We start from the raw sequence: 23,536 nt of genomic DNA, 5'->3' as shown, positions 1-23,536 counted from the left end.
TGCGACGATGTTCGTTAAATTCTCTTAGAGTCTGTATAGAAATATGCTCTTATCGCGTCATATTTCTACCATTACGGTCATGATGACCGTCGTCACTATCGGGAGGGACATTTAACAATTTACAATTTAAGTGAGATTTTACGGAGTCTCCTAATCGTTCAATATTCGAAAAAAAAGAAGAGGAGGTTAGTTGATAACAGCGATACGAACTATACCCAACACAACTTAAAGCTAGATAGAATATTTTTGCTCTGTACGGGCGTTATCTTCTTAGCCTTAAATTTAATGAAACGATTCAAGCAAAGTAAATAACGAGAGATGATCCGAACTTCCGATCGTTAGACGATCTAACATTGGAGGTTCGGTTTTTTAATGAATAAGAACGACATTGCGGCAATAAGTCGGAAAAACGCAAATCGGAGGTCGTATTCCAAGTGGTCGCATGTTCCCGTCGCCTTTTACAATAGAATCATGTTCATCCAAACGGGAGGTTCTAGCCATGCACCGAGATTTGAGGAAATTATTGGCCGAGATGACATTGGAGGAGAAAGCTAGTCTGTGCTCGGGACTCGATTTCTGGAGCACGAAAGGAATCGAGAGGTTGGGCATTCCTTCCATTATGCTCACCGATGGACCGCATGGGCTTAGGAAACAGCGGGCTTCAGCGGATCACCTCGGTCTGTTCGATAGCGTTCCGGCGACTTGTTTTCCTTCGGCGGCGGGGCTGGCCAGTTCTTGGGACCGGGACCTGATCCGAAAGGTAGGGGAAGCTTTGGGTGAGGAATGCCAAGCGGAAGACGTTGCCGTATTGTTAGGTCCCGGAGCGAATATTAAGCGTTCGCCTTTATGCGGAAGAAACTTCGAATATTTCTCCGAGGATCCGTTCTTGTCCGCGGAACTTGCGGCTAGCCATATCCAGGGAGTGCAAATTCAAGGCGTCGGCGCGTCGTTAAAGCATTTCGCGGTGAACAATCAGGAGCATCGCCGAATGACGATCGATGCGATCGTGGACGAACGAACGCTCCGCGAAATATATTTGGCCAGCTTCGAGGGAGCGGTGAATCAAGGGCGTCCGTGGACGGTTATGTGCTCATACAACAAAGTCAATGGGGAATACGCCTCCGAGCATGTCGGCCTTCTGACCGAAATATTGAAGGAAGAGTGGGGGTTCGAAGGTTTTACCGTATCCGATTGGGGAGCCGTGAACGAACGGACGCGCGGTCTCGCCGCCGGGTTGGACCTGGAGATGCCCGGCAACGGAGGCGCGGGAGACCGAGAAATCGTGTCGGCGGTCCGACGAGGCGATCTGCCGGAAGAAGCAGTTGACCGCGCCGTCATGCGGGTGCTTTCCGTCATCTTCAAAGCGGCGGACGGAAAAAGGGAAGGCGCTGCCTATGATCCGAACGCCCATCACCGGCTAGCCCGGGAAGTCGCAAGAGAGTCGATGGTGCTGTTGAAGAACGAAGGGGAGCTGTTGCCCCTGCCGAAAACCGGAAAAATCGCGCTGATCGGCGAGATGGCCGTTCGTCCCCGTTATCAGGGAGGCGGAAGCTCCCATGTTAATCCGACTAGAATGGATGACTTGCGCGAGCAGCTCTTATTGTCCGCGGGAGGCGGAGTTGAGATCGTCTACTCGCAAGGTTACGAGTTGGATCGGGACGACGAAGTCGAGGAACTGTCCGCCGAAGCCGTTCGAGTCGCGGAGGAGGCGGATGTCGCGATCGTCGTGCTCGGTCTTCCCGAACGGTTCGAGTCGGAAGGATTCGACCGATCCCATCTTCGGTTACCGGATAATCAATCGCGCTTGCTTGAAGCCGTTTCGAAGGTGCAAAGCCGCATCGTGGCGATACTATCCAACGGATCGTCCGTCGAGATGCCTTGGCTAAGCAGTGCCGGTGCCATCCTAGAAGCCTATCTTGGCGGGCAAGCTCTCGGTGGCGCATTGGCGGATCTGATCTTCGGCGACGCCAACCCCAGCGGTAAACTGGCGGAAACGTTCCCCGTCGACCTTAGGCACAATCCTTCCCATCCTTATTTCCCGGGGGAAGGCGATCGCGTGGAATATCGGGAGGGGATATTCGTCGGTTATCGCTACTACGACGCCAAAAATATCGAGCCGCTATTCCCGTTCGGACATGGGCTTAGCTACACGACGTTTCAATATTCCGGGCTCTCGGTGGATAAGAAAGACATGGAGGATACCGATTCGCTTACGATCCAAGTCGAGGTATCGAATACCGGTGACCGCCCGGGCAAAGAAGTCGTGCAGCTGTACGTTCGAGACGTACATAGCGGAGTGATCCGGCCGGAGAAAGAGCTGAAAGGATTTGCCAAGGTGTATTTGGAACCGGGACAATCCCGTACGATCACGTTTCAACTGGATAAACGGGCATTTGCTTATTACAATACGGACATCGGAGATTGGGCGGTCGAAAGCGGAGACTTCGAAATGTTGGTCGGAAAATCTTCGGCGCAGATCGAGCTTCGGGAGACGGTATTCGTACATTCTAAAGCGGCTCCGGGAAAAAAATATACGCGAAATACGGCCATCGGAGATTTGATGACGGACCCGCGAGCTATCCCGGCCGTACAGGGGCTCCTTGCGAATACGCCTTTCGGCGCGTCCTCGGCGATCGCGAACGAAGATTCCATCTCAGCCATGATGGCTGCCGCGTTGAAAGACATGCCGTTGCGCGGTTTGGCCGCGTTCAGCGGCGGAGCGTTCTCCAACGAAACAATCGACGAGATGCTCAGAGAGCTGAACGCCGATTAAACGCACGATTAACCTTAAGGGAGGGAATCGCAATTGAATTCCAAATGGACCGAAACCGAAACCAGCCAACAATCGATTCGCTATATCGATAATCCCGGAGGCAGCAAGCTCGGATACTCCGTTTCTTCCGGAATCGGTATTCTTACGGAAGACGGCTTCGCCTTCAAGGACCTGAACAGGAGCGGCAAGCTTGAGCCTTACAAAGATTGGCGGCTGCCGCCTCATGAACGCGCCAAAGATCTGGCGTCCCGGCTCAGTCTCGAAGAGATTGCCGGGCTGATGCTGTACAGCACTCATCAAGCGGTTCCCGGATCGTTCGCCTTCTTTCCCGCCACGTACGGGGGCAAACCGTTCGCGGAGAGCGGGGCGGAGCCGCACGCGTTGTCCGATCAGCAGACCGCGTTCTTGACGAACGATTATTTGAGGCATGTTCTTGTAACGACGGTTTCCGATCCCGCAACGGCTGCCCGATGGAGCAACAACGTGCAAGCGCTCGTAGAAGGCCTCGGGCATGGTATTCCCACCAATAACAGCTCGGATCCTCGACACAGCACGGAATCCAGCGCGGAATTCAACGCGGGCGCGGGCGGCCGCATCTCGATGTGGCCCGAGCCTCTCGGTCTAGCGGCCACCTTCGATCCGGCTACCGTTCGCCGATTCGGCGAAATCGCCGCACAGGAATACCGGGCGCTCGGAATCGCGACCGCGTTATCCCCCCAGATCGATCTGGCGACCGATTCGCGCTGGATGCGAACGAACGGTACGTTCGGAGATGATCCGAAGCTGGCGACGGATCTCGCCCGCGCTTATATCGACGGATTCCAGACGTCTCAGGGAGACCGTGAAATCGGAGGGGGCTGGGGATACGACAGCGTCAACGCGATGGTGAAGCACTGGCCCGGCGGAGGGTCCGGGGAAGGCGGAAGGGACGCGCATTTCGGGTATGGAAAGTACGCTGTCTATCCCGGCAATCAATTCGAAACGCATCTGCTCCCTTTCACGGAAGGGGCGTTTAAGCTAGAGGGCGGAACCGGCCAAGCGTCGGCCGTCATGCCTTACTATACGATTTCCTTCGGACAGGACGACCTGAACGGAGAAAACGTCGGCAATTCCTACAACGTTTACTTGATTCAGAACCTGTTGCGCGACGAATACGGTTACGATGGGGTCGTCTGCACCGATTGGGGAATTACGAACGACGAAGGAGAAGATATCACGAAGCTGTTTCCCGGCGGACGATGCTGGGGAGTGGAAGAAGGTTACACGGTAGCGGAGCGGCATTATAAGCTGATCATGGCCGGAGTCGACCAATTCGGCGGCAATAACGAGATCGCTCCGATTATCGAAGCGTACAGGATCGGAACCGCCGAGCACGGAGAAAGCTTCATGCGCCGTCGCTTCGAACAATCGGCGGTCAGGCTACTGATCAACATTTTTCGCTTGGGATTATTCGAGAATCCTTATCTGGACCCGGAGGAAACCGCTGCAACGGTCGGCAACGCGGCGTTCATGAAGGAAGGTTTCGAGGCTCAGCAACGGTCGATCGTCATGCTGAAGAACGAATCGGGCACTACATTGCCGCTTGCCAAGCGCAGCAAAGTTTACGTGCCTAAGAGGTTCGTACCGGCCGGCGTGAATTGGTTCGGCTTTCCGACTCCGGAATCGTTCGATTACCCCGTAAGTCTCGAAGTCGTACGCGGTTATTTCGACGTGACGGACGATCCGGAAGAAGCGGATTGCGCGCTTGTGTTCATTCACGGCGCCGATTCAGGCAGCGGTTACAGCAAGGTAGACGCGGAAGCCGGAGGCAACGGGTACGTGCCGATAAGCTTGCAATACGGCGAGTATACCGCCGCGGACGCACGCGAACGAAGCCTTGCCGGAGATTCGCGGCCGACGGACGTCGAGAACCGTTCGTATAAAGGCAAGTCAGTTACCGCTCATAACGCTCCGGATTTGGACCTGGTACTGCAAACGAAAGCGCTTATGGGGGAGAAGCCGGTCGTCGTCTCGCTGCTGCTGTCGAAGCCGACTGTCGTTCGCGAGTTCGAAGCGTCCGCGGACGCGATTCTCGTGCACTTCGGCGTACAAACCCAAGCGATGCTCGACGCGATGACCGGGGAAGCGGAGCCGAGCGGCTTACTTCCGATGCAATTGCCAGCCGATATGGATACCGTGGAACGGCAGCGGGAGGACGTGCCCCGGGAGTTGATTCCGCACGTTGACGCCTCTGGCCATGCTTACGATTTCGCCTTCGGTTTGAATTGGTCCGGCGTCATTCAGGACGAGAGAACGGCTCGTTACAATGTTCCCGCAATCTCGCAATCTTGATGCTAGCAAGCAAAAACGGCTGCCGCCGTCCTTAGGCATGGCGGGAAGCTGTTTTTGTCGGAGACGATTCGGAAATGTAAAGCAAATTTCATACATTCTGAATCGTTAATCGAGGACACCCGATAATCGGGTGTCTTTCGTGCATCGAAACGGGATGAGATAATGGAAGAACTTCCCGCTAGAAGGAGCGTCGTTGCGCATGCGTCAACTTAAACCTTTTCTCCATTCGCTACGTTTTAAGCTATTCGCCGTAATTACCCTGATTATGGCGCCATTGATCGCGTTGCTTATCATTAACAACGCTTATTCGATCGATGTCGTTCGTAACCAAGTCGCGCAATCGAACAAGAACATGTTGAGTCTGTATATGAACCAGATTGACCGCAACCTGCAAGAGGTCGACAATTACTTGTTTAATCTGTCGGAAACGGAGACGGACCTGCTGGAATTGAATAAACGCAAATCCGAAAATGAAACCGTATACACGCTAGCCAAGCTGCGCATTTTCCAAGATCTTCTGCAAGACATTACCTATTATCCGTCTATCGATTCGTTTTTCGTATATTCCGAGCCCAACGAAGAATTGATTATGACGCAAACTTTCGGGGATACTCTCGAGGCCCGCGAAACCGTGAAAAGCGATATCGTCGCGATGATCGAACAGGCGTCGGACGATTTCGATTTCTCCCAATGGCACGCGTGGAAAGGCAAACGAGACTATCATATGTTTCACTTGATCAAAACCGGCGATGTCTATGTCGGCGCGTGGGTCAACAGCAAGAAGCTGATCGTACCGTTGAGCTTGATCGATCTGGGCGAATCGGGCGCGGCGTTGCTGGCTACGGATCGGCTCATCCCGATCAACCATGCCGAGCTAGTCGAAGACAACGGAATCGACCTGCGATTTTCTAAAGATTCGTACAGCCTTAGCGGGAAACACGCGCAGTACCTCGTCATGGGAGAAACCTCGAAAGAAGGAGGGTTCAGCCTGATCGCGCTCGTCCCGGAGAGCGAGATTCTTGAACGTCTCCCCGATCTCCAGCGCATATCGACTCTCATCTCGATTGCAGGGGCGCTTTTCCTGCTTCTCTTCCTGTACGCGATGCGCAGAGTGTTCCTGCTTCCGATCAAGAGCATCGTCGTGGCTATGCGCAAGCTTCAAGGCGGGAAATGGGACGCGCGGCTGGAGAAGGCTTCTAGCTCGACCGAATTCGAGCTGATGAACGAGACGTTTAACCGGATGATCGGCGAAATTCATGAGCTGAAGATCAACGTATACGAAGAAAAGCTGAATCATCAGCGCGCGGAGCTTCGTCACTTGCAGTTGCAAATCAATCCCCACTTTTTCCTGAATTCGCTTAACATCATATACAATTTGGCGACGGTGAGAGACTACGCGCTTATCCAAGAGATGTCCAAATGTTTGGTCGCCTATTTCCGTTTTATGTTCAGGAGCAGCTCTTACTTCGTCTCGCTAAGGGATGAATTGAAGCATTCCGCCAACTATTTGCGAATCCAGGAATTAAGATTTCCCGGCATATTCGCTTACCGGCTCGATTCTCCGGACAGCTTGCTGGATATCGAAGTTCCGCCTCTCGTAATTCAAACGATCGTGGAAAACACGATCAAACACGCGGTTAGCATCGATAAGCCGATCCGCATCGACGTCGAGGTCGCACTGGAGCATGCCGACGCCGATGGTGCGCCTATCGTGGCAATCCTAATCCGGGACACCGGCCCGGGTTTTTCGGAGGAAGCGCTGCGAAGGTTGAAGGACGCGGAGGGAATGCCGGGGGAGGAAGGCGAGCACATCGGCATCTGGAACGTAAAGCGAAGGCTCCGCTTGCTCTATCAGGACAAAGCTTCGATCGCATTCTATAACGAAAGGCAAATTCAAGGAGCGACGGTGAGGATTACGTTGCCGGTACAATCCGCATGAGGGGGGCATCGCCAATGCATCACGTTTTGCTCGTCGACGACGAGGTTCATGCCGTCAGAGGGCTGCAGGCAGGCGTCGACTGGGAGCGGTTAAACATCTCCGCCATACATACCGCGCATAGCTTAAAGCAAGCGCAGGACGTATTCCGGTCGCAGCCGGTTAGCCTGATGATCTGCGATATCGAGATGCCCATGGGTTCCGGCTTGGATCTGTTGGAGTGGACCAGAGAAAACTTTCCCCGGACGGAGACGATATTTCTGACTTGCCATTCCGACTTTTCTTTCGCGAAGCAAGCGATCCACTTGCAAAGCTTCGGGTATTTGCTTAAGCCGGTCGATTACTCCGAGTTGGAAGGCGTTATCGCGAACGCGCTGGAGAAGATTCGCAAAGATCGGGAGCTTCATTCGTTCGAAGAAACGTACAAGCATTATCTCGGCTTATGGGATAAACATCGACCGGTCATGGCGGAAAGATTCTGGCAGGATCTTCTCCGGCAGACGTTCGCGTCGACCCCGGAAGCAGTAAGGGAGCAGGCGTCGAGAATCGGTTTAATCTACTCGGATGACGTTTCGTTCTTATCGGTCTACATTACCGTGCGCGAATGGCATCAAGCATGGAATCCGCGAGACGAACGGATTATGGAGTTCGCGCTGCGCAACGCGGCGGAAGAAGGAGTCGCCGGAAGAGGCACCGTCGTTCCGCTTGAGGCGGGCTCGCTGTTGGCCGCCATTCCGTCCGAAGCCGAATTTGTCATGCCGCCTGTCCAAGCGGCTTGCGACTCTTTTATCGCGTTCTGCAATTCGAATTTGCATTGCGACATCAATTGCTATATCGGCAAGCCGGTCAAGCTGCACGAAATGCCCGCCATGCTTCGACGGTTGCAGGACCTGGATGAAAACAACGTCACTCGGGTCAATCGGACGTTATTCCTCTATGAAACCGGCAAGAAAGAGAATCGAACGACCCGAATGCCGCCGGCTCCCGTGGAAGAATGGGCCTTGTGGATGAAGCAGGGAGCTAGGGAGAGGCTAACCGCCGGCATCGTAAGCTATCTGGACTCTTGGAGAGGGGATGAAGTTGAAGCGGATTCCCATTCGCTGCACCTGTTCTATCAGGATTTTCTGCAGATGGTTTACTTCATTCTCCAGTCGAAAGGCTTGCAAGCTAATCTAGTATTTTCCCGCAACCTGATGACGGATAAGCCCGCAACGGTGCTTCGTTCCGTCTCGTCGCTTCGGGAGTGGGTGTTGTACGTACTGAGCGTGGCGATGAATCGCTTGCACGATTCCGAGGAAAATATGTCGATCGTTGATAAGGTGAAGCGCTACATACACGATCAACTCGGATTGCAGAGCTTATCCCGCGAAGACGTTGCGAACCATGTGTTCCTGAATCCCGATTACTTAACGAGGGTGTTCAAGAAGGAAACCGGCTTCTCCATATCCGATTACATGCAGCAGCAAAGGATCGAATTCGCCAAGAGGTTGCTCTGCGATTCCCGTCTTTCGGTCAGCGATATCGCCGTCGAAATCGGGTATACGAACCTTTCTTACTTCTCCACGCTATTCAAGAGAACGACGGGATTGAACCCGATCGACTACCGCAAGCAATGCTCGAGGAGATGACGGCCCGTTGCGGAAACTCCCGAATCCGGAACAAGTCGGAATAACGAAAACACGAAGTCGTGTTCGTGGTAAGCGCCGGTTGTCTGCTGCTTATACAATGAAGAAGTAACAGCAACGAATCGAGGAGGAAGCGCATGCAACGGACAGGATGGCGCGCGGCGCTGAAGAAAGCGAGACGCTACAGGGCACTGCTGATCATGGTCGTGCCCGGATTGATCTATTTGATCATCAACAATTATTTGCCGATGTTCGGCGTCATGATCGCCTTTAAGAACATCAATTACGCGAAAGGAATTCTCGGCAGCGATTGGATCGGCTTCAGCAATTTCGAGTATCTGTTCAAGACGTCCGACGCGCTGATCATTACCCGCAACACGCTGCTCTACAACGGCGGGTTTATCGTGCTCAACACGGTTCTCGCCATCGCGGTCGCCATACTGCTCAACGAAGTACGGCATAAAATCGCGGCAAGATTTTATCAAAGCATCATTTTGCTTCCTTTCCTTATCTCGATGGTCATCGTAGGTTATTTGGTTCTGTCGATGCTCAACGTCGAGAACGGCCTGCTCAATCGCTTGCTGCCGGCGTTCGGAATCGAACCGATATCCTGGTACAGCGAGCCGAAGTATTGGCCCTATATTCTAACGATCGTGAACGTGTGGAAGAACGTCGGTTATCTGTGCGTCATCTTCCTGGCCGCGATTATCGGAATCGATCAAGAATATTACGAGGCCGCGACGATCGACGGCGCGAATAAATGGCAACAAATCAAGGGCATTACCGTCCCGTTGATCATGCCGACCATTACGGTGCTAACGCTCCTTGCGATCGGGCGAATTTTCTACTCCGATTTCGGGCTTTTCTACCAAGTGCCGCTGAACTCCGGTCCTCTGCAGCCGACGACGGACGTCATCGATACGTACGTATATCGCGGCCTGATGACGTTAGGAGACATCGGGATGTCTTCCGCCGCGGGCTTGTACCAATCTCTTGTCGGGTTTGTTCTCGTTATCCTGTCGAATTACGTCGTCAGTCGAAGAAACCGAGAACAGGCTTTATTCTGAGAAGAGAGGGGGACCCGAGATGAAATCGATACAAATGAATCAGACTTTCGTTCACGCCGTGTTATTCGTACTCGCTTGCGCTTGTTTGTTTCCGTTCCTGCTGCTGTTCATGTCATCGATCACGGATGAAAGCTCCATTATTCGCAACGGCTATTCGTTGTTCCCGGAACGCATCAGCATGGACGCCTACGCCTACCTTTGGACGGAAGCGTCCACGATGCTACGAGCTTACGGCATTACGGTATTCATTACCATAACGGGTACGTTCGTCGGGCTGCTCATCGCGGCTCTGCTCGCTTATCCGTTGTCGCGCAAAGACATGCCGCTTCGAACATCGCTTTCGTTCATCGTGTTTTTCACTTTGTTATTCAACGGGGGGCTCGTACCGACTTATCTCGTCTACACTGAGCTGTTCCACTTGAAAAACACGTTGATGGCGTTGATCATCCCGGGATTGCTTACGAACGGATTTTTCATTCTGTTGATCCGGACGTTCTTCTCGACCTCCATACCGGTTCCGATCATCGAATCGGCCTACATGGACGGGGCGTCGGAATTCAAAATCTTCTACCGCATCGTATTGCCGCTGTCGCTGCCGATCTTGGCGACGATCGGCTTGATGCTAACGATCAACTATTGGAACGACTGGTTTAACGCATTGATCTACGTGACCGACGCCAAGCTGTTCAGCATCCAAAGCTTGTTGAACCGGATGCTCAGCAACATTCAGTTTCTCCAGCAAAATACGCTAGGCAGTACGCAGGGACAAGCCGCGTCGCTGCCGACGAATGCGGTTCGCATGGCCATGGCGGTCGTCGGTATTCTGCCTATTGTCTGCATATACCCGTTCTTCCAGAAATACTTCGTGAAGGGGCTCACGATCGGAGCCGTTAAAGGTTGATCGGCTTTATCCGGACTTCCGGGTTCGGTGGCATACACACCATCATTAGGGGGATACGAAACATGTGGAGCAAACGCAAATCATCTACGATTCTGCTATCTGCGTTGTTGGCGTTAATGGCCTTGTTGGCCGCTTGCGGAAACGACAATAACAAGAACGGCGGGGCAACGGAAGGGGGAACGACGGCAAGCCCGGCGCAAGCCAACGAGAAGACGGCGAATTTGAAAATGGCTTACTTTAGCGTATCTAACACGAAAGACTTCAAAACGGTTCAAGACGCCATTAACATCATCGCGAAAGAGAAAATCAACGCGACCGTTGAACTGATGCCGATCGACGCAGGCTCATGGAACCAACAGATCAATTTACTGCTCGCGGGGAATGAGCCGCTTGACCTCATGCTAACGTCGACGATGTTTAATTTCAGCAACCAAGTCGCTAAGGGTCAACTGCTTCCGCTCGACGAATTACTCGAAAAATACGGCCCTACGATCAAAGACACGATGGAGCCGGCCATCTACAACGCGACGAAGATCGACGGCAAAATATACGGCGTACCTAGCGTGCGGGATACGGCGGCGGATTACGGATTGATCATGCGCAAGGATCTGGTCGACAAGCACGGGATCGATTTGTCCGCGGTCAAGACGTTTGCCGACGTGGAATCGATTCTCAAGACGATCAAGGACAAGGAACCGGGTATCTCCCCGCTTGTTCCACGGTCTCAGGCGCTTCCGATCGTCACCGATATATTGAGCGGTTCGATCGATATGCTCGGCGACAACATGGGCGTGCTGCCGCTCGCGAATAACGATACGAAAATCGTCAACCTCTATGAAACGCAGGAATATGCCGATGCGGTCGCTTTGGTTCGCAAATGGTATCAAGCCGGATACATCATGCAGGATGCCGCGACGACGCTGGAAACTTACAGCAGCTTGGTCAGAGCGGGCAAAGCGTTCAGCTATTTCTCCAACACGAAGCCCGGGTTCGAGCAGCAAGAGACAGGGCTGAACGGACACGAGATGGTCGCGGTTCGACTGACGAAACCGGTATCCAGCTCTTCGAACGCGACATCCATGATGATCTCGATTCCGCATAACAGTTCGGATCCGGATAAGGCGATGCAACTGATGAACCTGTTGTATACGGACAAGGAGATCGTGAATCTATTAACGAACGGCGTAGAGGGCAAGCACTACGTCAAGAACGAAGACGGCACGATTCAAACACCGGAAGGCGTCACGGATACCGGCTACCAATTCAACCAATGGGAAATTGGCAACAACGCGCTGTCGGCCGTGTGGAAAGGAACAGCGCCGGACATCTGGGAGCAGATGAGAGCTTTCAATAAATCGGCCACGTTCTCCAAGGCGCTAGGCTTTACGTTCGACTCGAACTCAGTGAAGAACGAAGTGGCGGCGGTCACGAACGTCGTCAACCAATACAAGGTCGGACTCGAGACGGGCACATTGGATCCTTCGACGCTGGGCGATTTCAACGGGAAGTTGAAGTCGGCGGGACTCGATAAAATTATCGCCGAGAAACAAAAACAGCTCGACGTATGGGCGGCATCGGAAGAAAAGTAAATACGAACCACTAAGTTCCGTTGTTCCGCCTCCATTCCGGGCTGGGCGCAGCTCACGTTCAACAACGTTCCGGTCATGAGGGGGTCAGTTGAAATCGATATAGGTTTCGCATAAATAAAAATCAATAGAAATAGCCACCCGTTAGGCGGTGGCTATTTCTATTGATTTTGCTCTAAACCTCGTCAATACGCACGGTTTCATCGTATTTTACGGCCATTTTGTATCATCTAGATATTGATCGTTAGTACCAACAAATACCTCTATACATACTGTATCTTGGAATATTGAATCGCATGTGCTACAATTGCTTTACTTCAATTACATATCTGTTTCGGCTAGGTACACTAAGGTAGCTTAATAGGGAAGCTAGTGCGATACTAGCGAAGTCCCCGCATCTGTAACGCTGACGGACGTTCGAATCTACTGTGCAATCGGCAGGGGAAGGGGACGCCGGGACGAAGCGAAGCCAGATGGACCTGCCAGACCGAAACGCTGTTTGCATTTCTCCGGGGGCTGAGAAATGAAGCGAATATAGCGGGATTTTCGGCAACGCTTGCGGCATGAAGAATGCGCATGTTCGGTTGCCGAAAATAACCACGCGATTCGGTAGAACCCCCCGGAGACGAGGGTGTTCTTTTTATTTGCGAATACGACTAGAGGAGACGAGAAGATGAAGCTTTATACAAGAACGGTATGTCCGAAATGCATGTGGATCAAATCAGAATTACAACGCGCGGGCGTCGAAGTCGAGATTATCAACGTCGATCATGACGCGGAAGCGTTTGAGAGGCTCGTGGCGGCAGGCGCGATGAGCGTGCCGGTCATGGAGGTCGAAGGCGAGTTCATTTTCGATACGAACGACATGGTCAAGCAATTGGAGAAAGCGAACGTATGATTGCCTTCGCGAGCCGTACGGGAAACGTTCGCTATATCGTTTCGCGGCTTCAATTGCCGGCGATCGAAATCGCCGATGACGTTAAGCTGACGCAGCCTTTTTTGCTGTTCACCTATACGGACGGGCTAGGCGATGTTCCGCGAATCGTGAAGGAGTTTATGGAGCGGTGCGGCGCGTATTGCCAAGGAGTGATCGTAAGCGGAAACAGCAACTTCGGCCATCGCGTATTCGGGGCGGCCGGCGATGCCCTTGCGCGGCAATGGCAAGTTCCGCTTGTCCGTAAAATCGACTTGCGAGGCTTCGCCGAAGATTACGAGGCGATTCGCCGTTATTACGAGCATGGTTTCCGGGAGGAGAGAGTCGGATGAAGTCTTATCTAAAGTTGAACAACGAAGTTCTTAATCAATACAGCCGGACGGGAAAGCTTGATCTCGTGAAAGACAAAGAGGCGACGCGCCGCTATTTTCTGGAGCACGTTAACGTAAAGTTGCGATATTTTATCGATACGGAAGAAAAAATTCGGTATCTTGTGGACGAAGGGTACTACGAAGCTGGCTTCCTTAAGCAATATTCGATGGAGTTCATCGAGCGGTTATACGAGAAAGCGTACGCGTACGAATTTCGTTTTCCGTCGTTCATGAGCGCCAGCAAATTTTATGAGAGCTATGCGATGAAGAGCCGGGACGGCGAGGAAATTCTCGAGAAGTACGAGGATCGCATCGTTATTATCTCTTTGTATTTAGCGCAAGGGGATGAACGGCTGGCGGAACGGGCGGTCGAAGCGATGATGTCGGCTTACCAACCGGCGACGCCGACCGCGCTCAATAGCGGCAAGATGGCGCGAGGAGAGCTCGTTAGCTGCTTCAAGTTGACGATGGACGATTCGATGAACAGTATTTCACAGAATATCGGATACTGCCTGGAACTGTCTCGCTTAGGCGGCGGTGTCGGGGTTAACTTAACCGACCTGCGACCGCTCGGGGATCCGATCAAGGGCATTCTTAACCGCGCGAGCGGGGTTATGCCGGTAGCCAAGCTTCTGGAGAACTCCTTTTCCTATTCGAATCAACTTGGCCAGCGTAATGGCTCCGGTGTTATCTACTTGAACGTTTTCCACGCCGATATCGAGAACTTTATTTCCGCTAAGAAACCTAACGCTGACGATAAGATACGGCTAGCGACGCTTTCGACGGGCATTATCGTGCCGAATATTTTCTTCGAGCTGATGAAGCGCGATAAGGATATGGTGTTGTTTAGTCCGTACGACATATATAAGGAATACGGCAAACGGATGTCTGAGCTCAGCATTAACGAGATGTACTACGAGCTGTTGGACAACCCTAACGTTCGCAAAATCAAGCGCATCAATGCGCGTAAATTGTATACGGAAATCAAGAAGGCGCAGTTCGAATCGGGCTATCCGTTCGAAGTGTTCGACGACCACGTGAACGACAAGCACCCGTTGCGCAATTTAGGCCGGGTGAAGATGTCGAACCTGTGCACGGAAATTTTGCAGGTTCAAGAAACCAGCGTCATCCACGACCACGGGACCGACAACGATTACGGAATGGACGTATCTTGCAACTTAGGTTCAATTGACATACACAACGCGACGCGTGAGGCATCCTTCGGGCAGTTGATCGACACGTCGATGCGATTGTTGTCCAATGTGTCGCTTATGACCGATATCAAGAACGTACCGTCCGTTTCGAAAGCGAACAAAAGCATGCATTCCGTCGGACTTGGCGTTATGAACTTGCACGGACATTTGATCTCGCAAGGATTGGCTTACGGATCGAAAGAATCCGCCCTCTTTATTGACGCATTCATGGAGGCGCTCAATTATTACTCCTTGGTCGCATCGAGCCAGATCGCCCAAGAACGCAATGAAACATTTTACGGCTTCGAGCGAAGCGATTACGCCAACGGAAGCTATTTCGATGCGTATATCAGCAAATCCGACGAGGAGCTGCCGGTTGAGGTCATCAAGGCGTTAGGCAACGTCCCGTTGATTACGGCGGAGATGTGGGCCGAGCTTAAGGAACAGGTCATGGAACACGGATTATTCAACGCGTACCGGCTGGCTATTGCGCCGACCGGAAGCATTTCCTATATCCGCAACAGCACGGCTTCGATCGCTCCTTGCACGGAGAAGGTTGAAATTCGGGATTATGCCGACAGCCGTACGATTTATCCGATGCCATTCTTGACGAACGATAACATCGCGTTATACAAGGAAGCCTATGAGATCGATCAATTCCGAATGGTCGATTTGTACGCGGCCGCGCAGCGTCACATCGACCAAGGAATTTCGATGACGTTGTATGTGACTGATCAATGGACGACCGAGCAATTGGCGCGTCTTTATATCTATGCATGGATGAAAGGGATCAAGACGGTGTATTACGTGCGTCAGCGTCTTCAGACCATCGAGGAGTGTGTGTCGTGTTCGATCTAAAAGCGTTCGAAGCCGTAAACTGGAATCGAAGCCAACAAGAGCTGACGAAGGTATTCTGGGATCAACAGTGGAAACAAATTTGGTTTCCCGAAGAGATAGCGGTCAGTAAAGATTTGAAGCAGTGGCAGGATTTCGCGCATCAGGATACGTACAAAAAGGTGTTCGGCGGCCTTACGCTGCTAGATACGATTCAGACGAATATCGGGATGAACGAGATCGCCCGCCATGCTCCGGATCTGCAAGAAAAGGCGCTCTACACGGTGTTTGCCTCGTTCGAAGCCATTCACGCGAAGTCGTACTCTTATATTTTCACGACATTATGTACGAACGGCGAGATCGACACGATCTTCAACTGGGTAAAGCAGAACGAGTATTTGCAGTACAAAGCCAAACGGATCAGCGACGTCTATCTCGCGATCGAAGAAGGCGAACCGGTTACCCTATGGAAGGCGATGTTCGCTTCTGTTATGCTGGAGTCGTTCTTGTTCTACTCGGGCTTCTTCTTTCCACTATACTTGGGAGGCCAAGGCGTGCTTCGTAATAGCGCGGAGGTCATCTCGCTCATTTTACGGGACGAATCGATTCACGGCGTAGCTATAGGTTTCTTTGCTCAACAACATTTCAAACAATTTAGCGCGGAGCAAAAAGAGCAGCTGACGGTTTGGGCTTACGAGTTCTTGTTGGACTTGTACCATAACGAGCTGAACTATACCAATGATTTATATGCGGAAACCGGATTAAGTCCGGACGTGAAAAGCTATATCCGTTATAATGCGAACAAAGCGCTGATGAACATCGGCTTCGAGACGATGTTTCCGGACGAAGAAGTGAACCCGATCGTCATGAACGGGATTAGGAACGAAGGTTCCACTTACGATTTCTTCTCGCAAAAAGGGTCTACGTACGCGGTGGCGAAAGTCGCTCCGATTACGGACGATACGTTCAAATTTTAAGCGCATAAGCTACACTAGGAAGGCGTCTTTCCTCTAAGTATCGGGGGGAGGCGTCTTTTTGCCGTTGACCCTCGTAATCGAATAGCCCTTCCCTCAACTGGTAAACCTAACGAATGTTTCCAGTCGCGCCCAAAGGGGGAGGGAGAAGCATGAGAAAGAGCCTGGACGATCGAGAAGAGACTTCGGCATCTTCGCCTCTGTCCATAAAACTGGAGGAAAACTCGAGGGAACTGGCGGAGCGATTCGCCGATTGCTCGGATCTCGAGATGAGCGGATGGAGCTACGGTCCGCGCATGGAGCAGAAGGCTCTGACCGTCTGCTTCGACACGTTGGTCAAGCCGGTCCGCAAGAACGAGCTTCGAATCTCCTTGCAGAACCTTGTCGCGCATCGGCTCGGACCGGCGGAGTCCGTGACCGTGGAAGACGTCGTCCGCCATTACGAAAGGCACGGGATATCGGAGTCCGGAGCCGACTTGATCGCGAGGTTCGATCAGGCGGCGCAGGCCGTCCTGGGAGGCAAAGTTCTCGTGTTGTTCGACGGATGGAACATGGCGTTGGCCTATCCCGCCCTGGACGTCGAACAGAGGCAAACCTCGGAACCGATCAACGAGCCGAGCGTCCAAGGTTCTCACGCGAGCACGATCGAAAGCCTGGACCGCAATGTCGGCGTAATCCGCAATCTGCTCCAATCCTCGAATCTGAAGTTCGAGTTCCGGACCGCCGGGGCGGAGAGCAGACGAAAGATCGCCTACGGCTATTTGGACGGCTACGTTAAACCGGAAATTCTGCTCGAATTCAAAAAGAGAATCTCGGCAATCGACCAAGAAGAAATTCTCGACGCGACCTACCTGGAAGATTGGGTAGGGGAAACCCGATATTCTCCTTTTCCGCTAGCGCGCTACACGGAGCGACCGGATACGGCCGTAGCCGCGCTGCTCGACGGCAAAATCATCGCCCTGGTAAACGGCAGCCCGTCGATCTTGATCTGTCCGGGAACTTTCATGGAATTTTTCGTGGCGAGCGACGATTACTATTACCGGCCCGTATTCTCTTCGCTCATTCGAGTCTTGCGGGTCGCTGCTTTTATCATCGCCTTGATGCTTCCCAGCACCTACATCGCGTTGTCCACGTTTCATTCCGAATTGATTCCGACCGTTCTTCTTCTTGCGATTCTGAACACGAGGGAAGGGATTCCTTTTCCGGCTTTCGTGGAGGCGCTCATCATGGAGTTTTTCTTCGAGTTGCTGCGGGAAGCCGGTATCCGGCTTCCACGTCCGATCGGCTCGGCCGTCAGCATCGTCGGCGCCCTCGTGATCGGACAAGCCGCGATTCAATCGCAGATCGCTTCTCCGGTCATGGTCATTGTCGTCGCCCTGACCGGCATCGCGTCGTTCGCTTTCCCGCAATACAATATGGCCATAGCGATACGCATTTTGCGTTTCCCTTTGATGTTGTTGGCCGCGACGTTCGGAGGTCTCGGGATCATGGTCGGTTTCTTGCTGATTTATCTTCATCTCGCCGTTCTTCGTCCGTTAGGACAGCCCTACTTGGCCTCCATCAGCCCGTTGGATCTCGCAGGCCTTAGGGATGCCTTATTCGTTCTTCCGAAACGTCTGTTGCCGCAGACTCCCGGAGATCGCCGAATGAGGCATAGAAGAGCCGGAAGGGGAAAGGAACGTTGAAACGTTGGTGTGCATCCCTTACGCTCGCGCTTTCGTTGCTCGCGGTCTCGGGCTGCTGGGACAACAACGAACTCGACGAGTACGGATACGTTCAGGCGGTCGCCATCGACTCGTCCGAGGACGATCTCATCCGGTTAACGACCCATTTCTACAATCCTTCGAACAAGACGGAGATGAGCGGGAGCGCGAAATCGTCCACGGCGAAGGGCATCAATATCGTCACTAGCGCGGAAACGATCTTCGAAGCGGTGCGCGACGTTCCGCTCAAATTCGGCCGCAAGGCGAAATGGGATCATATGCGCGTGATTTTGATCGGAGAGAAGCTGGCTCAATCGAGGAACATCCGGGAAATCCTCGACTATTTTTCAAGAGACCACGAGCCGAGGGGAACCGTGCTCCCGTTGATCGCGGAAGGAGAGGCGGCGGACTTTCTGAACATTCGTCCGTTCATCGAACAGACGATCGGCCAGCAGTTCAAGAAAATGGAAACGAACGGGGCGATCTACACCGGAAAAACGACTAAAATCCCGCTATACGAGCTGGCCATCCAAATGAAAAGCCCCTCCAAAACGTCGGACATTCCGTTAATCCGCATAACCGATTCCGGGAAAGAGGCCGTCGTATCGGGCATTGCCATTCTGAAAGATAGCAAGCTCGTCGACGCGCTGCGCGGGAAAGACACGGAAGCCTATCTGATGCTCGTCGACAAATACGAGAGCGGCGTGCTGGAATTTCCGTGCATCGGCAACGCGGAAGGGATGGATCGCCGGATGGAATCGATCGAAGTGATCTTTTTCCGCAGCCGATTGATTCCGCACGTGCATGGCGACTCCGTGTCGGTCGACGTGCGCATCGAAATCAAAGGGACGATCGGAGAACTCAAGTGCTCACGCTTGAAGTCGGTCGAGGACGCGGAGCTATTCGAGGAGAAAATCGCCGAGCAGGTGCAGCGGCGCCTACATCACGCCATCTCGATATTCGAACACCGGAAAGCGGACTTGGTTGGAATCGGCAATCGGATTTACAGGAAAAACCCGAAGCAATGGAAAACACTAGAACCGAGTTGGGACGAGATTATCTCCCGTTGCAGATTCGATATCCACGTGGACGTCGAAGTCTTGAGCACGGGCCTGAATGTCGGTACGCCATTCGGTTATAAGGAGAAGTAGCCGTGTACGGAAAAATCGCCTGCTTCGTCGCGCTTCTCGCGCTTATGTTCGCTAGCGATTGGTCCCAGCTCGCGCAAGCCGTGAAGAGAGACCGTAGAACTTACGGGACGTTGCTGGCGGCGATCGTCTATCTCGGATTCCTCAGCGTGTCGGAGTTTCATTGGCCGAATCTGAACGACGCCTTCGATCTGCTCGCGAAACCGGCCAAGCAACTGGTCCAGTGGATGAATCCGACCGTTGCCAAGCAACAGCCCGCAGAGGGGGAATCGCCATGAACGGTTCGGAACGCGTTAGTTCGCTTCAGATGATGGTTTTGTTTCTGTTCTTCATGACGGGTTCGTCCATCGTCATCGTTCCGGCACCACTGACGAACGTCGCCTCCAACGGGGCTTGGGTCGCTTTGCTGATCGCACTGGCCGCCGGTATGGCTCTTCTGTACGCGGTTCTGTATATGTACCGCCGGTTCCCGAACGAGAGTCTGGTCGTCTATAGCCGTTCGTTAATCGGCAACGCGTTGACCTTTTTGCTGCTCGCTCCCTTCCTCGTGGTCCTGTTCTGGAACGTCGCCGGCATCGTCATCGAGATCGGCATCTTCTTCAAGAGCACGATGTTGAAGGAAACCCCGACCTACGCGGTCAACTCTTTGCTATTCGTAACGATCGCCCTGACCGTGCGCGCCGGTCTCGAGACGATGTCCCGCATGGCCGCGATGCTGTTGATTCTCATGTTCGCGTTTATCGTCGTCGTTTGCCTTCTGGTCGCGAACCTGTATCATCCGGAATATTTGCTTCCCGTCATGCCTGACGGGATAGGCCCCGTGCTGAACGCCGCCTACATCGTGTACGGGTTTCCTTATTCCGAGCTGGTCGTGTTCGCGATTCTTCTGCCGTGCGTCAAGGAAAAGGAATCTCGCAAGGTCGGCAAACATCTGTACTTGGCGCTGACGATTAACGGTTTAACATTGCTCGCTTCGATCGTCTGCAGCATCATGGTGCTCGGGCCTCTGTCAGGCGATCTCAAATACTCGCTCTACCAGCTTGCCCGTCTGATCTTCATCCAGGAGATCATCGAACGGATCGAATCGGTCATCGGCTTCTCCTTGATCGTAGGCTTTTACTTCAAAGCTTCGATTTTGCTGCTTATTCTGGTCCGAATGTTGACGCAACTTCTGAAACTCAAGAACGAACGCATGATGGTGTTTCCCGTGGCGTTCGTCTGTTTGCTGCTTTCTCTGACGACGTATACGAACGAAGCCGCGCTCGAGGAGATCGTCAACACCATCTGGCCCCTATTGAACAACCTCGTGTACGTGCTTCCCTTGCTGCTGTTAGCGGTCGTCTCTTGGTTTCGCCGGAAAGGCGTATCCGGGAGACGACCGCGGAAGGGGTGAAAAGCGGCGGGGCATTCGTTTTCCATCGTCACTTGATCGAATTCCATTCCTCCAGCAGGATGCCGTACTTCAACTCGTTATCCCAGCGCCCGTCTTTGTAACGCGTTTTCCGGATTTCTCCTTCCTTGCTCATGCCGATCTTCCGCATGACCTTCTCTGAACCGCCGTTGTTGGCATTGCAGCTCGCGCTGATCCGATGAAGCTTAACATGATTGAATCCGAACTCCAGAAGCCTGGACCCGATTTCCGAAGCATACCCTTGTCCCCAGTGTCCGGGGTCCGAAAAAACCGAATAAAACCGTTCGAAATCCTCTTCCCGGAACTCCCTCCGATATCATTGAACGATCTATCTGTCACAAGAACGTCATCGGATATAGCCCTATCGAGTTATGTAAAAAAGTTGGATCCGTTCTAAAATAGTAGTGAAAAGTGAAACTAGTCGTTGGATTGGAGTGAGGGGATGGGAAATCTATTCGGTAGGTTGCTGCTAGCAATAAGCGTAATATTGGTTGTTTTGACTGGTTGTGGTTCATCTGCGAGCACGGGAGACCAGGATCCCAAAAATGTAAAAGTAGAATTAAGCACGATCCCGGAGCAGGCTCGTTCGGGGGAAGAAACGAATCTTCAGGTTACGATCACAGGGTTAGTAGACGAGAAAAACACCGACGTGCAGTTTGAAATCCGTCATTCGGATAACAGCGGCTTACCCGATCTGATTCAAGAGGTCGAATCAAAAGGAAAGGGAAAGTATACGGCTCCGTACGTATTTAAGAATGCAGCAAAATACGATGTGTACATCCATTTATACAATCAAGATATTCATATTACAAAGAAAAAACCGCTGGTTGTGATGGAATGAAAAACAAGCTTATTAAGTTGATCTGTTTAACAAATGCAATATTGTTCATTTCGGTTGCTTCGATGCTCGGTGCGGCTCACTCGAATAGCGCAGAAGCGCCTTCAAGAGCGTTGCAGAATTTGATAGACGATGCCAAGCCGGGCGATACGATCGTGCTTGAAGACGGGAAGTATCTGGGGCCGGCCATCATAGATAAGAAACTGACGATTAAAGGGAGCCGCAAGGCAGTCGTAACCGCTGACGGCAAGCAAACGGTTATCGAGATTCGTTCGAACGATGCCGTTATTCAGGGGATATCGATTGTTCAACAGGTAGCAGGTGAATCGTCGGCTATTGTTGTGAAGTCAGACTACGTATCCCTAGAAAATCTTTCGATCGAGACGCGAGGTTTCGGTATTATGCTTCGCAATGCAGACAGAGGGATGATCAAGAATAATCGGATTAGCTGGTCAGGGGCGAATAACAACGAACAAGCACGTCTAAGCAAGAAGAACAATGGTATTGACCTTTACGATTCTCATGACAACCTCATCGAATCGAATGAAATATCGGACTTGAGAGACGGGATCTATCTTGAGAACAGTCATCGTTCGATAGTCGTGGACAACAGGATTTACCGATCGCGTTACGGCATTCATTGCATGTATACGAATGGGACCCTTGTTACGGGCAATCAAGGAGAGTATAACGTCACGGGGGCTATGATTATGGGGGTTCGCGACGCTATCGTTTCCGACAATTCCTTCCGGAAACAAAGCGAGAACGTCAATTCTCAAGGCCTGTTATTGTTCGATGTCCAGACTTCGCTCATAGATAGCAATATCGTCGAAGGCAACCGAGTCGGCATTTATATGGAGCAATCCTCGGACAATCGGCTAATTAATAATTCCGTTTGGCGCAATTTTATGGGCATCCAATTTCTCGAATCGGGTAACAATGAATTTCATAATAACCAGTTTATATCCAATGTGATCGAAGCCGAAGCGCTGGAGAGCAGCGGCAATCGTATGGAAAACAACTATTGGGATGCCGTACAAGGACTAGACTTGAATCATGACGGTTTAAGCGATATCCCGTACGCGATTAATCCCTTCTATCAACAATTGATTCAGAAGACGCCGGCTTATCAGCTATTCTTCCAATCTCCGAGCACGATGTTCTTAAGCAATTTGTTCATGAACGATAGGGATTCTTGGGCGACGGATGCTTTTCCTCTTATGAGCTTGCCTTCCGCATCGGCAGATAGAACCCATCCCTCGCAGGAATCCCGTGCTTACATGCGGATCGTAAGTTTGATTCTACTCATTGCTTCTCTAACCATCATATACAAAGGGGTAATCAGAAAATGAAGAAATGGACACTTGGTTTGATTCTCGTAATGGCGTTCGTCGTATTGACGGCATGCGGAGGAAAGAAGTACGAGGCGGTTCCCATTAATGAAGACGTGGACGTATGCGTCATCTGTAAAATGCAAGTTAAAGATGATGCGTATGCGACGCAGCTTACGACTAAGGACGGAAAAAACTATAAATTCGACGACATTGGCTGCATGAATGAATGGAAGAAGACGAACGGGACGGACAACATCGGGATGGATTACGTTCGCGATTACAATGATAAGGATTGGGTTGAATTCGAGAAAGCAACTTATGTGTATGACTCGTCACTTCGCACGCCTATGGCATACGGGATCGTAAGCTTCAAAGATAAAAAGTCCGCAGAAGCCTTCATAGCGGAGCAAGGCGTAGGAAAGCTGATGAATGCGGACGATCTTGCTTCCCATACGTGGGAGCAAAATAAAGACAGCATGAACATGGGAGATATGAACGGGGAAATGGGATCCGATGGCGAAGGCCACATGGACGGCGAAATGAGCGGAGATTCTATGGAAAAGACGGAGAAATAATA

General features: G+C 52.1%; 18 protein-coding genes, 1 pseudogene and 1 riboswitch. Of the genes and pseudogenes, 18 read left to right on the top strand and 1 reads right to left on the bottom strand.

The genetic code is table 11. The features are described from left to right. Positions 1-499: 499 nt before the first annotated feature. The 15 genes from HH215_RS06365 to HH215_RS06295 all read left to right on the top strand — a co-directional run bounded on the left by HH215_RS06365 (position 500) and on the right by HH215_RS06295 (position 20,769). Entirely contained in the window at positions 500-2,773 is a 2,274-nt protein-coding gene (locus HH215_RS06365) for a glycoside hydrolase family 3 C-terminal domain-containing protein (protein WP_169279136.1), read from the top strand. 33 nt (positions 2,774-2,806) lie between these two features. Beyond that, positions 2,807-5,104 (top strand): glycoside hydrolase family 3 protein, encoded by a 2,298-nt coding sequence (locus HH215_RS06360; RefSeq protein WP_169279135.1) that lies wholly within the window; start codon positions 2,807-2,809, stop codon positions 5,102-5,104. 199 nt (positions 5,105-5,303) lie between these two features. After that, positions 5,304-7,043: a sensor histidine kinase gene (locus HH215_RS06355; protein ID WP_169279134.1), complete on the top strand. Its 1,740-nt coding sequence runs from the start codon at positions 5,304-5,306 to the stop codon at positions 7,041-7,043. Between the two features lie 14 nt (positions 7,044-7,057). Then, positions 7,058-8,668, top strand: a complete 1,611-nt coding sequence (locus tag HH215_RS06350; protein ID WP_169279133.1) for a response regulator transcription factor — start codon at positions 7,058-7,060, stop codon at positions 8,666-8,668. Positions 8,669-8,802: 134 nt separating this feature from the next. Further along, entirely contained in the window at positions 8,803-9,732 is a 930-nt protein-coding gene (locus HH215_RS06345) for an ABC transporter permease (RefSeq protein ID WP_169279132.1), read from the top strand. Positions 9,733-9,751: 19 nt separating this feature from the next. Next, the gene (locus HH215_RS06340) at positions 9,752-10,633 is read left to right on the top strand and encodes a carbohydrate ABC transporter permease (RefSeq protein WP_169279131.1); all 882 of its coding nucleotides are present in this window, start codon (positions 9,752-9,754) and stop codon (positions 10,631-10,633) included. 62 nt (positions 10,634-10,695) lie between these two features. Continuing rightward, positions 10,696-12,222, top strand: a complete 1,527-nt coding sequence (locus tag HH215_RS06335; protein ID WP_169279130.1) for an ABC transporter substrate-binding protein — start codon at positions 10,696-10,698, stop codon at positions 12,220-12,222. 320 nt (positions 12,223-12,542) lie between these two features. Beyond that, positions 12,543-12,720: riboswitch (cobalamin riboswitch) on the top strand. Between the two features lie 172 nt (positions 12,721-12,892). Next, complete coding sequence (locus HH215_RS06330; RefSeq protein WP_169279129.1) at positions 12,893-13,117, top strand: glutaredoxin family protein; 225 nt, start codon at positions 12,893-12,895, stop codon at positions 13,115-13,117. Then, complete coding sequence (gene nrdI, locus HH215_RS06325) at positions 13,114-13,485, top strand: class Ib ribonucleoside-diphosphate reductase assembly flavoprotein NrdI (RefSeq protein WP_169279128.1); 372 nt, start codon at positions 13,114-13,116, stop codon at positions 13,483-13,485. The genes HH215_RS06330 and nrdI overlap by 4 nt, the downstream gene beginning before the upstream one ends. Next, on the top strand, positions 13,482-15,575 hold the full coding sequence (gene nrdE / locus HH215_RS06320; RefSeq protein WP_169279127.1) for a class 1b ribonucleoside-diphosphate reductase subunit alpha: 2,094 nt from the start codon (positions 13,482-13,484) through the stop codon (positions 15,573-15,575). Before nrdI ends, nrdE begins: the two co-directional genes overlap by 4 nt. Then, positions 15,563-16,528 (top strand): class 1b ribonucleoside-diphosphate reductase subunit beta, encoded by a 966-nt coding sequence (gene nrdF, locus HH215_RS06315; protein ID WP_254450390.1) that lies wholly within the window; start codon positions 15,563-15,565, stop codon positions 16,526-16,528. Before nrdE ends, nrdF begins: the two co-directional genes overlap by 13 nt. Before the next feature lie 149 nt (positions 16,529-16,677). Next, positions 16,678-18,210 carry a spore germination protein gene (locus HH215_RS06310; protein ID WP_169279125.1) on the top strand — a complete coding sequence of 511 codons (1,533 nt, stop codon included), beginning with the start codon at positions 16,678-16,680 and terminating at the stop codon, positions 18,208-18,210. Next, positions 18,207-19,379 carry a Ger(x)C family spore germination protein gene (locus HH215_RS06305; RefSeq protein ID WP_169279124.1) on the top strand — a complete coding sequence of 391 codons (1,173 nt, stop codon included), beginning with the start codon at positions 18,207-18,209 and terminating at the stop codon, positions 19,377-19,379. The genes HH215_RS06310 and HH215_RS06305 overlap by 4 nt, the downstream gene beginning before the upstream one ends. Positions 19,380-19,381: 2 nt before the next feature. Continuing rightward, positions 19,382-19,654 (top strand): hypothetical protein, encoded by a 273-nt coding sequence (locus HH215_RS06300; RefSeq protein WP_169279123.1) that lies wholly within the window; start codon positions 19,382-19,384, stop codon positions 19,652-19,654. Next, on the top strand, positions 19,651-20,769 hold the full coding sequence (locus tag HH215_RS06295; RefSeq protein ID WP_169279122.1) for a GerAB/ArcD/ProY family transporter: 1,119 nt from the start codon (positions 19,651-19,653) through the stop codon (positions 20,767-20,769). The genes HH215_RS06300 and HH215_RS06295 overlap by 4 nt, the downstream gene beginning before the upstream one ends. Before the next feature lie 142 nt (positions 20,770-20,911). On the opposite strand, the pseudogene HH215_RS36970 reads toward HH215_RS06295, so the two are convergent. Then, a pseudogene (locus HH215_RS36970) lies at positions 20,912-21,073 on the bottom strand (GNAT family N-acetyltransferase); the annotation flags it as partial. A 156-nt stretch (positions 21,074-21,229) separates the two neighbouring features. On the opposite strand from HH215_RS36970, the gene HH215_RS06285 reads away from it, so the two are divergent. The 3 genes from HH215_RS06285 to HH215_RS06275 are packed head-to-tail and all read left to right on the top strand — an operon-like array spanning position 21,230 to position 23,534. Further along, the gene (locus HH215_RS06285) at positions 21,230-21,628 is read left to right on the top strand and encodes a filamin/ABP280 repeat domain-containing protein (protein WP_169279121.1); all 399 of its coding nucleotides are present in this window, start codon (positions 21,230-21,232) and stop codon (positions 21,626-21,628) included. Next, positions 21,625-22,977 (top strand): right-handed parallel beta-helix repeat-containing protein, encoded by a 1,353-nt coding sequence (locus tag HH215_RS06280; protein WP_254450389.1) that lies wholly within the window; start codon positions 21,625-21,627, stop codon positions 22,975-22,977. The genes HH215_RS06285 and HH215_RS06280 overlap by 4 nt, the downstream gene beginning before the upstream one ends. Continuing rightward, the gene (locus tag HH215_RS06275) at positions 22,974-23,534 is read left to right on the top strand and encodes a nitrous oxide reductase accessory protein NosL (RefSeq protein WP_169279120.1); all 561 of its coding nucleotides are present in this window, start codon (positions 22,974-22,976) and stop codon (positions 23,532-23,534) included. Before HH215_RS06280 ends, HH215_RS06275 begins: the two co-directional genes overlap by 4 nt. The last annotated feature ends 2 nt before the right edge of the window (positions 23,535-23,536 follow it).

The organism is Cohnella herbarum, assembly GCF_012849095.1.
Classification (GTDB): domain Bacteria; phylum Bacillota; class Bacilli; order Paenibacillales; family Paenibacillaceae; genus Cohnella; species Cohnella herbarum.
This window is presented reverse-complemented; position numbering and strand designations above follow the sequence as displayed.